The 13,184-nt window shown below is 30.3% G+C and carries 10 protein-coding genes and 3 tRNA genes; 10 read left to right on the top strand and 3 right to left on the bottom strand.

The annotated features are described in order from the left end of the window. Positions 1-223 precede the first annotated feature (223 nt). Positions 224-2,035 carry an AAA family ATPase gene (locus GYM72_RS08750; RefSeq protein ID WP_220264123.1) on the top strand — a complete coding sequence of 604 codons (1,812 nt, stop codon included), beginning with the start codon at positions 224-226 and terminating at the stop codon, positions 2,033-2,035. Further along, positions 2,028-3,191 carry an HNH endonuclease gene (locus GYM72_RS08745; protein WP_220264122.1) on the top strand — a complete coding sequence of 388 codons (1,164 nt, stop codon included), beginning with the start codon at positions 2,028-2,030 and terminating at the stop codon, positions 3,189-3,191. Before GYM72_RS08750 ends, GYM72_RS08745 begins: the two co-directional genes overlap by 8 nt. A gap of 168 nt (positions 3,192-3,359) precedes the next feature. Here GYM72_RS08745 and GYM72_RS08740 read toward each other — a convergent pair. After that, a tRNA-Leu gene (locus tag GYM72_RS08740) sits at positions 3,360-3,443 on the bottom strand. 97 nt (positions 3,444-3,540) lie between these two features. On the opposite strand from GYM72_RS08740, the gene aroQ reads away from it, so the two are divergent. From aroQ to GYM72_RS08720, 4 genes are read left to right on the top strand one after another with little or no spacing between them, the layout of a single operon-like run. After that, complete coding sequence (gene aroQ, locus GYM72_RS08735) at positions 3,541-3,969, top strand: type II 3-dehydroquinate dehydratase (protein WP_105296851.1); 429 nt, start codon at positions 3,541-3,543, stop codon at positions 3,967-3,969. A 36-nt stretch (positions 3,970-4,005) separates the two neighbouring features. Next, on the top strand, positions 4,006-5,022 hold the full coding sequence (locus tag GYM72_RS08730) for an AI-2E family transporter (RefSeq protein ID WP_166007568.1): 1,017 nt from the start codon (positions 4,006-4,008) through the stop codon (positions 5,020-5,022). Positions 5,023-5,064: 42 nt separating this feature from the next. Beyond that, positions 5,065-5,565, top strand: a complete 501-nt coding sequence (gene msrB / locus GYM72_RS08725; RefSeq protein WP_166004804.1) for a peptide-methionine (R)-S-oxide reductase MsrB — start codon at positions 5,065-5,067, stop codon at positions 5,563-5,565. A gap of 32 nt (positions 5,566-5,597) precedes the next feature. Beyond that, positions 5,598-6,221, top strand: a complete 624-nt coding sequence (locus GYM72_RS08720; protein ID WP_160564722.1) for an L-threonylcarbamoyladenylate synthase — start codon at positions 5,598-5,600, stop codon at positions 6,219-6,221. A gap of 157 nt (positions 6,222-6,378) precedes the next feature. Here GYM72_RS08720 and GYM72_RS08715 read toward each other — a convergent pair whose 3' ends face one another. Then, positions 6,379-9,294 carry a pitrilysin family protein gene (locus tag GYM72_RS08715; protein ID WP_220264121.1) on the bottom strand — a complete coding sequence of 972 codons (2,916 nt, stop codon included), beginning with the start codon at positions 9,292-9,294 and terminating at the stop codon, positions 6,379-6,381. A 43-nt stretch (positions 9,295-9,337) separates the two neighbouring features. After that, on the bottom strand, positions 9,338-10,525 hold the full coding sequence (gene nhaA, locus GYM72_RS08710) for a Na+/H+ antiporter NhaA (protein ID WP_220264120.1): 1,188 nt from the start codon (positions 10,523-10,525) through the stop codon (positions 9,338-9,340). A gap of 274 nt (positions 10,526-10,799) precedes the next feature. Between nhaA and GYM72_RS08705 the strand changes: the two genes are divergently transcribed. From GYM72_RS08705 to GYM72_RS08690, 4 genes are all read left to right on the top strand, one after another. After that, positions 10,800-11,561: a class I SAM-dependent methyltransferase gene (locus tag GYM72_RS08705; RefSeq protein ID WP_220264119.1), complete on the top strand. Its 762-nt coding sequence runs from the start codon at positions 10,800-10,802 to the stop codon at positions 11,559-11,561. Between the two features lie 101 nt (positions 11,562-11,662). After that, entirely contained in the window at positions 11,663-12,886 is a 1,224-nt protein-coding gene (locus GYM72_RS08700; RefSeq protein ID WP_220264118.1) for a folylpolyglutamate synthase/dihydrofolate synthase family protein, read from the top strand. 96 nt (positions 12,887-12,982) lie between these two features. Continuing rightward, positions 12,983-13,057, top strand: a tRNA-Val gene (locus GYM72_RS08695). Positions 13,058-13,106: 49 nt separating this feature from the next. Continuing rightward, a tRNA-Gln gene (locus GYM72_RS08690) sits at positions 13,107-13,177 on the top strand. The last annotated feature ends 7 nt before the right edge of the window (positions 13,178-13,184 follow it).

Below are 13,184 nucleotides of genomic sequence, written 5' to 3'. Positions count from 1 at the left end.
GTATAGAATTTATAGGAACTTTACGGATACACAATTTACAATATATGTATATAATCCCTAAAAATACTCGGAACTTTAAGTAAAACTGTTTATAGATCTAAAAGAGTTTTAAGGTATTTAGAATGTAAAATATATGGTAGACAAATAAAAAAATAAAGATTAAAAAAATTTATTTCAATCAAGACAAATTTTTAACTTTATTATCTGAAAAAACTAATATATTATGATTTCTAAAATACATATCCCTAAAGGGACCTTGCCTTATATTTTCGGCTCAGATCATGAGGCATTAACACTAAATCTGGTTAACGAGGCGATGGATACAGATTTAAATTATATTGAAAATAAAAATTCATCCGGTTCAAAAAGAGAGTCTAAGTACATTTCAAATTTTTGGGGAGAAAATATTCAATCAGTTTCCGCTATTGTAGGAAATAACGGTGCGGGTAAATCCACTTTGCTAAAAGCCATAAGAGATGGTAATTGCCAATTTATAGGAACTGATGGGGAAGAAATACCCCATAATTCTAAATTAATATTCTATTATAATTCAATTCTTGGATATGATGATACTCCGAATTTCAGATCAAAAACTAAAAATGTTCTAACACTTTCAAAGTTTTCGATATTAAAAAAAGATAGAGAGTATGCTGACCCGGAATTTTCAATGTTCTTGAAAATTCATAATAATGCAATGTTAGAAAGAATTTTAAATTTAATTAAAAACAAAAAAGTATATACTAAATTATTAGAACTGGGACTGCCTACGATAAATAATATAAAAATAAAAATAAATCATTCCAATAAAGATTATTATAATATACCGGATACATTTAAGCCTTTTTTTCAATATTTTAAAGACGATAGAGAAAGAAAACAAAAAGAACGAGAAAAAATATTAGAGAGAAAAGATTATTCAAATAATGAAGATAAAGAAAATTTAAAAGTAAAAATTATAAAGGCTATAATAAAGAGAATACATTTAATTTTTGAGGAAACGGGTAACATATACATACGTGAAGGTTTTATAAGAGGAGGTAAAACCGTGGAATATTTAAAAACTAAAAAAATTTATGGTCTTAAAGATGCTTTTTTTTGGTATTTAGATAATGCCTATATCAAAGTTAATAATATAGAATTTCAATTACCTGTACAAGAAATAAAAAAATTAATTGATATTTTGTTATCAACAATTGAAAAATCAAATAAATTTGATTTTCTTAGCGATTATCGCGGTTATCTCAATTACGATTTCATTGCTAATAATTTAGATACATTAGAAATTATAGATGCTTATCAGGATTTTACAAAAGAATTTAAAAAACATTTTAAAGTTACTGATGAGCCTTTATTTAATTTTTCTACAGATAGAGAGTTAAGCAGTGGTGAAAAATTGATGTATGAACAATTTTCAATTTTCAATGAACAAGTTTCTCGTATTGAAAATGCATTAGATGTAGAGAACAATACAGATGAATATTTAATTTTACTGGATGAAGCAGATGTATGCTTTCACCCTTTGTGGAAGAAGAAATACATTAACATGCTTTTAGAGGTTCTCCCATTAATTTTTGTTAATAAAAAGCTTCAAATCATTTTTACCACCCATGACCCTCTAACTCTTTCAGATATACCTCATCAAAATATCCTTTTTTTGGGAAAAGGTAAAAAATATACAAAAGTATTAACAAACAAAAGAAAAACTTTTGGCGCTAATATTTCAAATTTATTGGCAGATTCCTTTTTTTTAGAAGATGGATTAGTGGGAGATTTTGCTAAAAAGAAAATTGAAGAAGTGATCCATGTTTTGAATAAGATGATTGAAAATAAAAACAATAATCAACACATTGACATTTCAGACGAAGAACAACTGAGGATTAGAAATTTAATCAGTATGGTTGACGAACATATAATCCAAAGTAAGCTCATTAAAATGTATAATGAGGCTTTTGGGCCTTCCATAGATAATGAAATACAAGAATTGGAAGAAAGATTAAATTATCTTAAAAATCTTAAAAACAAAACTCATGATTAGTATACGAGAATGTATTTCAGAATCTGATCTGTTAACTGCCAGAGAACAACACATTTCATTTATTTCTGAAGAAGTTAAAAAAAGAGTTGATTTTTATAAAAATTTATTTGAAACGATACAATTAACCCATCAAGGAAAAATAGAAGACGATGATATTGAGAATAATATAAAAAAAATTAAGTTGCATCATTCACAATATGATTCTTTTATTAAAGTAATCTTTAAAGACAATAAAAGTGTTGATAAAAAATATAAAAAATTAAAAAATAAATCTTTATTCCGTGAGGAACTTAAAGATTTCAAAAAGGTTTTAAAGATACTTAATGATTTACATACTAATTGTCGTTGTATTTTAGGTTTGGATTTAAGTTCAAATGAAGAAGACATCGTTCTATATAAAAAATATGAAGAAAATTATAGGAATTATAAAATTTTGCTAAATAAGATTTTTGATTATGAAAACTGGTTTCAGAAAATTACACCGGAAAAAGAATGGGGACCTTATCAATTGACAAAAAAATTAGGAATACAAGTATGTTGCTATTGCAATCGCCAATATACGTTTACTTTATCTAAAGGAGTAAAAAAAATAACCAGGCCCGAACTTGATCATTTCTTGCCCAAAAGTAAACATCCTTTATTAGCACTAAATTTTTTTAATTTGATTCCTTCATGTAGTGTTTGCAATAGAGACTGTAAAGGAACTGTTGATTTTTCTTATGAAAAATATTTGTCACCCTATGAATCCAATCCTAAGCACCAATTAATAAAATATGATTACAAACCGGAAACCTATTTAGGTGCTATTGGCAAAACTGATGAAATAAAGGTTTTCACTAAGATAAATGAGGAAAATGAAGATCAACGTTTACAAGAAAAAGTAAAGGGAAATATCAAAGTTTTTGAATATAATAAAATAGCAAATGAACACAGAGATATTGTACAAGAGATTATAAAGAAAAGATTTTTATTTAATGATAAATATATAGAAACCTTACAGCAAGCATTTCCCGATATTCATCTGACCTTAGAAGAGGCCTATCAATTAGCTTACGGTAATTTTTATGATGAAAAAGAATTTACTAAAAGACCCTTAGCAAAATTAACCAAAGATATTGCTGTTGCGACGGGTGTCATAAAAAATAAAATTAGCTAATTTTTACAAAAATTCGATAAAAATCAGAGAGATCGAAAAGATAGTAAAAACCAGGCGGTAAAGCTAGGGGTTGCTAAAAAGGTTTAGGTAAAAGTTAAAGAAATCAAATAGGTATATTATATAAAAAAATCACAACTGTTTATAAATAAACAAGTTGCGATTTACATGTACCCAGGGCGGGAATCGAACCCGCACGATATTGCTACCACTGGATTTTGAGTCCAGCGCGTCTACCAATTCCGCCACCTGGGCATGTTTTTCAGGTGTGCAAATATACTTAAATATTCTTTTTCGCCAAAATTTATGTTTTTATTTCATTCATTCTTCCTTATATTCGTAAAAAAAGATTATGAAAATATTAATTATAAATGGTCCTAATTTAAACCTGCTTGGACAAAGAGAAACAGATATTTACGGTCATTATTCTTTTGAAGATTATTTTAAACATTTGCAAAAAAAATTTATTGATGTGGAATTAGAATACTATCAAACCAACCATGAGGGCTCGATTATTGATAAGATTCATGAAAAAGGTTTTAAATGTGAAGGTATTGTAATTAATCCGGGAGCATATACCCATTATTCCTATGCAATACACGATGCTATAAAATCAGTAACCGCACCGGCTATTGAAGTTCATATTTCCGATATTGAAAAAAGAGAAGAATTTAGAAAAATTTCAGTCATTAAAGATGCTTGTGTACATCAGATTAAAGGCAAAGGATTACCCGGTTATGAAGAAGCTATTGAATATTTAATAAAAATGAAACAACCTTAACTAGCGAGTATAAATAATAAGTAATTGATAGTATAAATGAATGAAAAAATAAGTGGAAAAGTAATACATCAGATATTGTTTTTGATTATAATAATATCTCTTTTTATCCTTATTATAAGTCAGTTGGCTATATTTCTTCCCAGCTTTTTAGGGGCAATTACATTATATGCCTTATCCAAAGATTTTTTCTTATATCTGACAGAAAAAAAGGGATTGAAAAAATGGATATCAATTAGTATAGTTTTTCTTCTTGCCTTATTGATCATTTCGATTCCGGTTTATTTTATTATTGAATTGACCTATTCTCAGGTACATACGGCTATAACTTATTTTGATAAAATAAATAATTCCCTGGTCAGTATTGTAAATGATTTACAAACAAAATACGGACTAAATATACTTAGCAAAGACAATATCATTCAAGCGACCACCTGGGTAGGCAGGGTCGTGCCTAAAATATTAAATTCAACAGTAAATTCTGTAGTTGTTTTTTTCTTTTCCTTTGTTTTATTCTATTTTATGATTATGAACATCAGGAAAATTGAAAGCACCTTTTTAAAATGGTCTCCTTTAAAAAAACAAAATACCGAAAGACTAGGACAAAGGTTGAAAAAAATGATTCAATCCAATGCCATCGGCATCCCATTAGTTGCTGTTGTTCAAGGAATGGTAGGAGCTGTCGGCTATGCCATTGTAGGATTGGATAATTTATGGTTTTGGTTTGCGGTTACAACTTTTACATCCATGTTGCCTATCGTAGGTTCAGCATTGGCCTATGTTCCGGTTGCCATTTTATTGTTCACTTCCGGAGAAACCTGGCAATCTGTATTTATTTTATTGTACGGCATTATAATTATTGGAACATCGGACAATATCGTGAGATTTACATTACTTAAAAAACTGGACGATGTGCATCCGTTAATTACCATCTTTGGGGTAATATTAGGAATGAATATTTTTGGATTTATCGGATTAATTTTCGGTCCTATATTACTATCCAGCTTTTTCCTGCTTTTAGATGTTTACAATAACGAATTTAGCGATAATCCATAAGAAAATGTAGTTCTACTATTGGAATGAATTTTGTTTTTTACCATGAATAAATTCAATAAACTGTTTCAGTCGGCAGGTAGTATAGGTTTGGGATTACTCATACTATCTTGCATTTCTAAAGACAGATTAGAAGTAACAAAAAAAGAAACAAAAATGAAGGTAACAAAATCAGAAGAAGAGTGGAAAAAGCAGCTTTCTCCCGAAGAATATTACATTTTGAGAGAAAAAGGAACAGAGGCTCCTTACAGTGGAAAATTCAATATGCATTTTGAAAAAGGAGTGTATACTTGCAAAGCTTGTGGTGCGGTTCTGTTTGATAGTGATTCTAAATTTGATTCGCATTGCGGATGGCCCAGCTTTGATCATGAAATAGCCAAAGGCCGAATTATCGAAAAATTAGATACTTCTCATGGAATGACACGAATGGAAATCCTTTGTGCTAATTGCGGGAGTCATTTAGGACATGTGTTCAATGATGGCCCTACAAAAACCGGATTGAGATATTGTGTTAATTCTGCTTCACTGGATTTTGTAAAAGAATAATACATTATTTACCAATTGTAAGAAATAACATTATGGCCAAAATCCTAAGAATTTATCCGGAAAATCCTTCAGAAAAAGCAATTAATGAAATAGTTGAGGTATTAAAAAAGGGAGGAATTATTGTTTATCCTACCGATACGGTTTATGGATTGGGTTGTGATATTTTTAATCACAAAGCCATGGAAAAGCTTTCCAGAATTAAAAATGTTAAACTGGAAAAAACAAACTTTTCCTTTGTTTGTAATGATTTAAGAAATTTATCTCAGTACACTAAGCCCATTGAAACGAATCTATTTAAACTTCTGAAAAGAACTTTGCCGGGGCCTTTTACTTATATTCTAGCGGCTTCCAATACGCTGCCCTCTTATTATAAGAATAAAAAAACAGTAGGAATTAGAATTCCCGATCATAATATTCCTAGAATTATCGTTGAAAAATTAGGCAATCCCATAGCATCCACTTCAACACATGATGATGACGAGATTTTAGAATATATTACAGATCCCGAATTAATAGCCGAGAAATATGATAAATTAGTAGATATAGTTATTGATAGCGGTGCGGGAGGTTATACTCCTTCCACGGTTGTAGATTTAACTTCCGGGAGTCCGGAAATACTCCGTCAGGGAAAAGGAGATTTAGATCTGTATATTTAATCTCTATTTACATTTACTATTTCTAATCGAAAAAATCAGTTTACATAAAAGTAAAAAAGAACCGAATATAATTATTCGGTTCTTTTCTTATAAAAATTTGAAAATTTTCTTTTTTAATAAGATATTAATTTAAACAATTCATGTAGAATAAGATGTATTAATAATTAAATAATTCATCAATAGACAATTCATGAACTGTTCCTAATTTTTTAACCGAATTCCAATTAAGATTTTCCTTTTTTCCAATTAAAGATACATTATAGGTTTTTCCCTTGATTTCACGATTAAAAAAATCTTTAAGATCCTTAAGTTGCAATGTTTGTATTTGAGAATACATATCTTTTCTTAAATCATAATCAATTCCTCTTTTTTTGGCGGCAAGATAGGACCAATAAATTGCAGATTTAGTAATACGGTCTGAAGCAATTTGTTTCAAAGCACTTTTTTTAGCATTGTCAAATTGTTTAGCAATTTCAGGCATATTGTTCATTAAATCTTTCATTGCATCAACTGCTTGTGGTAATTTATTGGCTTGAGTTCCAATATAGGAAGAAACATAATCGTATTTATCCTTATCAGAAGCGATGGTATAACTGGCATAAGCAGAATAAGCTAATGATTTACTTTCACGAATTTCTTGAAAAACAATGGAAGACAAACCTCTGCCAAAATACTCACCAAATACTTTTGCATAAGGCATTTTAGCTACATCAAATTTATTTCCTCTTGATTGGAAAAGTATTTCGGCCTGTACCATGTCGTAAGGAGCAAAAAACAAGCTGCCGTCAGATGCAAGTTCCTTATAAGTTATAGGAGAATTATACTCTTTTCCGCTTCCGAAATTATGATATTTTTGAACGGCTTTTTTAATAACAGATTCATTCGGTCCATAGTAAAATATTTCATGTTTGTAATCGAATAAACTTTTACATATCTTAACTAAGTCCGCAGGTTTTTTGTTTAATAAATCCGCTTCAGAAATAGTATTTCTTAACCTGTTATTTTCTCCATAACGGGCATACAAAGCTAAAGCATTCAGTATTGCCTGTTTATTTAATTTAGAATTTTTTCTGGCTTTAAGTATAGTTTGTACATATTTTTGATATGTTTCTGAATCAGGATTAGCATTTTGCAAAAAATGTTCAAATAATTCTATACCTTTTGGAATATTTTTTTCTAAACCTTGCAGGTTTAGGAATATTTGTTCATTTTGAACCTGAATAGAATAACTGATTCCTATTTTATAGAACTCTTTTTCAAGATTGGATTTTGTATACTTATCAGTGCCCAGAAGGGAAAGATAATTTAAGGCCAGATCCAATTCTTCATTGTTATCTGATCCAAAGTCAAATATATAATATAAATTTCCTAATTCGTTATTTGAATTTTTAATATAAGAAAGAGGAATATTTTTTACATGATCAAAAGTTATTAATTTTTTATAGTCTATAAATTGAGGTTGAATTTCTTTTTCGGGAAGTTGCGAGAATTTTTTATAAAAATCTGATTGTTCCGTACGATTTAAAGTTATAGGAGTTATTCCCGGATTTTCAACGCGGACCAGTTTATCATTGGTTCCTTTTTCTTTATAAACCACAACATAATTATCCTTATAAAATTCATTGGCAAATTTTACAATACTCTCTTTATTCATTTTATCCAACTCATTAAATTCATCTAAAATTTGTTGCCAAGATAAATTTTGGATAAAAGCATTATACATTTGAGTTGCTACCCCGTTAGCTGTATCCCAGCTGCTGATGCGTTGCGTTTTTAAATCGTTGACAATAGCTTTAATCAACCAATCATCAAAATTTCCTTTTTTTATGATTTCTAACTGATCTAGTAAAAGTTTTTGTACTTGTTCCAAAGATTGTCCTTCTCTTGGAGCTCCATATAAGGAATGAAGACCATAGTCTTTAAAAATAGATATATACGATCCTGCCCCTTGAGCTAATTGTTTTTGATTGATATTTATATCGATTAACCCCGCACCGGAATTATTCAAAATCATATTAACCATTTTAACGTAAAGAGCCTCTTTGCTTCCGGCTCCACTACACCTAAAAGCTAATTGGATTCTTTCTGAAGATGGACTTTTTACTACTCTTTTAACAACAGAGGTCAAAGGCTGTTCAATGGGTTTTTTCAAAACGGGCAATTCTTTATATTTGAAACTGCCGAAATAGGTATCTACTAATTGTATGGTTTCATCAAAATTTAAGTCGCCCACCAATACAATTGCCATATTATTTGGAACATAATAAGTCTCATAATATTCATGAATTGCTTTCATGGATGGATTTTTCAAATGCTCGGATGTTCCTATAGTGGTTTGTTGTCCATAAGGATGGGTAGGAAATAGAGCATCCATCAATTCATAATTAACTAAACGCATATCGTTGTCTTGGGCACGATTAAATTCTTCATAAACAGCTTCCAATTCTGTGTGAAAGAGACGTAAAACTAATTCGGAAAATCGTTCTTTTTCAACAAATAACCATCTTTCTAATTCGTTGGATGGAATGTTGTTTTTATAAACCGTTTCATCTAGCCAAGTATGCGCATTGGTTCCGGTTGCGCCCAATTCTGAAATTAATTTGTCGTATTCGTTAGCAATGGCGTATTTAGATGCTTCTTGGGATACTTCATCTATTTTTTTATAAATTTCCTTTTTCTTTTTTGGATTTTTTTCAGCTTTATGTTGTTCGTATAAATCTGAAATACGGTTTAATAATACAGATTCTTTGTCCCAATCAGAAGTTCCGAGTTTACTGGTTCCCTTAAACATCATATGCTCTAAATAATGAGCAAGGCCGGTATTCTCGGACGGATCATTAGCAGATCCGGTACGTACCGGAATGTATGTTTGAATTCTTGGTTCATCATTATTTCGGGATAAATATACTTTTAAACCATTTTTCAGCGTATAAATTCTTGAATTGGAGGGATCGTTCGTTACCGTTTCATAAGTATACCCCTTTGAATCTGTTACTGTTTTAGTTTTATAGATTTGTGCGTTCGTGGTCATTATAAAAAATGTTAATACAAGTAATAAAAATATTTTTTTCATATTATTATTAGGTTTAAAGGTGTGAAAATACAAAAGATTTTTGTTAGATTTTATTTTTTCGGAATATAAAATATAAGTATATATATCCAATTAAAGCAGAACATAGGGAGGAAAATAGAATCATAATTTTAGCATGAGTTATATAGTCGGCATGTATAGCCGGATTAAAAGCCAGTAAGGTAATAAAAATAGACATAGTAAATCCAATTCCACCTAAAAAACCGATTCCTATCATTTGCTTCCAATCTGTTTCCGAAGGAAGCCTGCAAAATCTCAAAGCACAAGCCAGATAAGTAAATAAAATAATTCCTAAAGGTTTTCCAACGATTAAGCCAAAAAATATTCCAAGAGTGTACGATTGAGAGAAAAGCTCTTGAATATTTAATTGAATAGATAAGGCTGTGTTGGCAAGTGCAAAAAGAGGAAGTATTATAAAATTGACAGGTAATTGGAGTATAGATAGTAATTTCATGGCTTGGCCATGGGGATTACCACCTTCAAAGGGTATGGCAAATGCCAGTAGTATACCCGCAAGAGTTGCATGTACACCGGAATTAAGTAAGCAATACCAAATTCCTATACCGCCTATTATATATAAATATAAATGATTGATCTTTAGTTTTTTAAAAAGTAATAGTATCGTCCATATGAATAAGGCAAAAAATAAAAAGATCCAAGAAAGTTTTTTAGTGTAAAAAAAGGCTATAACTAAAATAGCCCCTAAATCGTCAATTACAGCTAAGGCAGTGAGAAAAACACGGAGAGACAAGGGAATTTTTTTTCCTAATAAACTCAATACCCCCAACGCAAATGCTATATCGGTTGCCATAGGAATTCCGGCGCCTGAAATGGTATCTTTTCCGAAATTTAAATATGCATATATTCCCGCAGGAATAATCATTCCGCCTATAGCTCCCAAAACAGGTAAAAGGGCTTGCGAACGATTGGAAAGTTTTCCAATATGTATTTCACGGATAAGTTCCAATCCCACCATTAAAAAAAATATACTCATTAACCCATCATTTATTAGCTCAGATACAGTTAATGGATTCCCCTGTGAGCTAAAAAGATATTCATTTCCTAATTTGAAAGATACCGATGTTTCCCAAAAATTATGATAGAAAGTGTGAAAAGTTGAATTTGACAATATTATGGAAAGGATTGTACACAAGATAAGAAGTATCCCGACGGACTTTTCATTATTCATAAAATCTTTAATCGTTTTTCGCATTATACTCATTTATTGTTAATTACTGTATTGAATTATTAAGATTTGAATTATCGAGGATAATATATATATAGCTAAAATATAATTTTTAAATTTATGTTGACTTATAAACTTAACGGTATATTATTAATTATTTAATTATAAAATTGAAAAAAAGATAAAACGAACCTTTTCATCTGTAATAACACTCTATATGTCCAAAATAGTTAGCAATCTAATGGTATAAGTATTTTAACTACATTTGCATCATATCAGTATAATAAAAAGTAAAATATAAATGCAATCAGTTTTAAGAACATTATTCGGTTATTTAGCCAGACCACAATTATATCCGGAATTAGTAAGAAAAATTTATAAAAATATTTTCGACAGAGGAAGTGCTTTAAAAGGAAAAAAAGAATCCGAAATATGGTGTGCAGAAAGAGCAGTCAGTCAGCATGATGCAATTTACCAGATTACAAAAAATGAATACTCTTTATATAAAGAATTTGCAGGACCAATGGAGGAGTCAAAAAAAATTGAGGCGGCTTGTCCGGTTAAAATGGGCGGAGCCGGAGCACTAGATCTTATCTACGCATTATGTGAATATACTCAGGCTAAAAATGTTATAGAAACCGGAGTAGCTTACGGATGGAGTTCTCTGGCGGCTTTATTGTCTTTACAAAAAAGAGGTGGAAATTTGTATAGTTCAGATATGCCTTATTTGGACAGGAATAATGATAAATTTGTTGGATGTGTAGTTCCTGATAATCTTAGAAACTATTGGAAATTATTTAGACAAGCAGATAAAGAATCTTTGCCTAAAATATTCAAAGAACAACAGACTTTTGAGATAGCTCATTATGATAGCGATAAAAGTTATAAAGGTAGAATGTGGGCCTATCCTTTACTATGGGAAAGAATAGAAAAAAACGGCTTTTTTATCAGTGATGATATCGGAGATAATTCTGCTTTTATGGATTGGGTAAATCAAAAGCATTTACAAACCATAATTGTTGAATTTGAAGGAAAATATGTGGGAATTGTAAAAAAAGTATAGAAAAATAATTTCTTTATTAAAAAAAATGGTTATTTAAAATTTTACGGATTACTTCAAGTGTATTTTAATTTTTAATAATATAAATCGTATTATTTTTAGTCATGCAGACATATGAAGAAATTTTAGAGTGGTTGTATACCCAAGTTTCAAATTATCAAAATGTGGGGAATTCTGCATATAAGCCCGGATTTGAAAATATATTAAAACTGAGTGAGATTTTAGGAAATCCTCACAGAAAATTTAAATCCATACATATTGCGGGAACTAATGGAAAAGGAAGTGTTTCTAATATGACCGCTTCCATTTTAAAAGAAGCCGGGTATAAAGTGGGATTATTTACTTCTCCTCACCTTAAAAATTTCACTGAACGGATTAGGGTTGACGGAAAAGAATGTCCCACAGAGTTTGTATATAATTTTTTAATTACTATTAGAGATCATTTTACTAAGGATTTTAATCCTTCCTTCTTTGAATTAACAACCGCTATGGCTTTTAGCTATTTTGCTAAAGAAAAAGTTGATATAGCTGTAATAGAGGTTGGAATAGGCGGAAGGTTGGATTCAACAAATATCATTACTCCTGAAGTATGTGCAATAACCAGTATATCGATGGATCATGTGGATTTATTGGGAGATACCCTTGAAAAAATAGCCACAGAAAAAGCAGGGATTATTAAACCAGGAATTCCTATAGTTATTGGAGAAGATAAGGAAGAGGTAAAAAAATTACTAATACATATTGCTCAAGAGCGTAATGCCGAATATATAGATGCGACAAAAAATAAGGTAAACTATCCATCAGATTTAAAAGGTATATATCAAGAAAAAAATAAAAAAACGGTAGTAAGTATCATCGATGTTTTAAATGATAAAGGATTTACAATATCTGTTGATCAGGTTAAAAAGGGCCTTTTGCATGTAAAAGATTCAATGAACTTTAGAGGAAGATGGGAGATTTTGCAAAGTGAGAATCCAATAATTATCTGCGATACGGCCCATAATGAGGATGGCTTTAAACAATTGGCCGAACAATTTAAACGGGTAACCTATAAAAAACTGAGAATTGTAATCGGCTTTGTAAAAGGTAAAGATTTAGATAAAATATTTCCACTATTGCCGATTGATGCCCTCTATTATTTTGTAAAACCGGCTATTCAAAGAGGGCTACATCCCAATGAATATTCCGAAAAAATAGATTTATACTTCAAAAATTATCAAAAATTCGATAGTGTAGCAGAAGGATTTGATGCCGCTAAAACCCAATCTGACAAAGAAGATTTGATTTTTATAGGAGGTAGTAATTTTGTGGTAGCAGAAATTTTTTAAAAAAATATTTGCAAGTATAAAAAATGAGCGTATATTTGCAATCCAATTACGGAACAAAGTAATAAAGAAAAGCTCTTAAATATCTTTGTTTTAAAGGGGCGATTAGCTCAGCTGGTTCAGAGCACCTGCCTTACAAGCAGGGGGTCGCAGGTTCGAATCCTGCATCGCCCACAACAAGAAAAACCTTGATTTTTTTCAGTTAAGGTTTTTTTGTTGGTACAGACCCATGGTGTAACGGTAGCACACCGGTTTTTGGTACCGTTTGTCGGGGTTCGAATCCCTGTGGGTCTACAACAAA

The sequence above is a fragment of the Apibacter sp. ESL0404 genome, from assembly GCF_019469245.1.
Classification (GTDB): Bacteria; Bacteroidota; Bacteroidia; order Flavobacteriales; family Weeksellaceae; genus Apibacter.
The sequence above is the reverse complement of the archived record's forward strand: the minus strand, read 5'-3'. Positions and strand labels throughout refer to the sequence as shown.

Bases quoted from the DNA above. Each gene is read 5' to 3' on its own strand.
- GYM72_RS08715 (WP_220264121.1), bottom strand. From the start codon at position 9,294: ATGAAAAAAATATTTTTATTACTTGTATTAACATTTTTTATAATGACC.
- msrB (WP_166004804.1), top strand. From the start codon at position 5,065: ATGAATAAATTCAATAAACTGTTTCAGTCGGCAGGTAGTATAGGTTTG.
- GYM72_RS08730 (WP_166007568.1), top strand. From the start codon at position 4,006: ATGAATGAAAAAATAAGTGGAAAAGTAATACATCAGATATTGTTTTTG.
- GYM72_RS08700 (WP_220264118.1), top strand. From the start codon at position 11,663: ATGCAGACATATGAAGAAATTTTAGAGTGGTTGTATACCCAAGTTTCA.
- GYM72_RS08745 (WP_220264122.1), top strand. From the start codon at position 2,028: ATGATTAGTATACGAGAATGTATTTCAGAATCTGATCTGTTAACTGCC.
- nhaA (WP_220264120.1), bottom strand. From the start codon at position 10,525: ATGCGAAAAACGATTAAAGATTTTATGAATAATGAAAAGTCCGTCGGG.
- aroQ (WP_105296851.1), top strand. From the start codon at position 3,541: ATGAAAATATTAATTATAAATGGTCCTAATTTAAACCTGCTTGGACAA.
- GYM72_RS08750 (WP_220264123.1), top strand. From the start codon at position 224: ATGATTTCTAAAATACATATCCCTAAAGGGACCTTGCCTTATATTTTC.
- GYM72_RS08705 (WP_220264119.1), top strand. From the start codon at position 10,800: ATGCAATCAGTTTTAAGAACATTATTCGGTTATTTAGCCAGACCACAA.
- GYM72_RS08720 (WP_160564722.1), top strand. From the start codon at position 5,598: ATGGCCAAAATCCTAAGAATTTATCCGGAAAATCCTTCAGAAAAAGCA.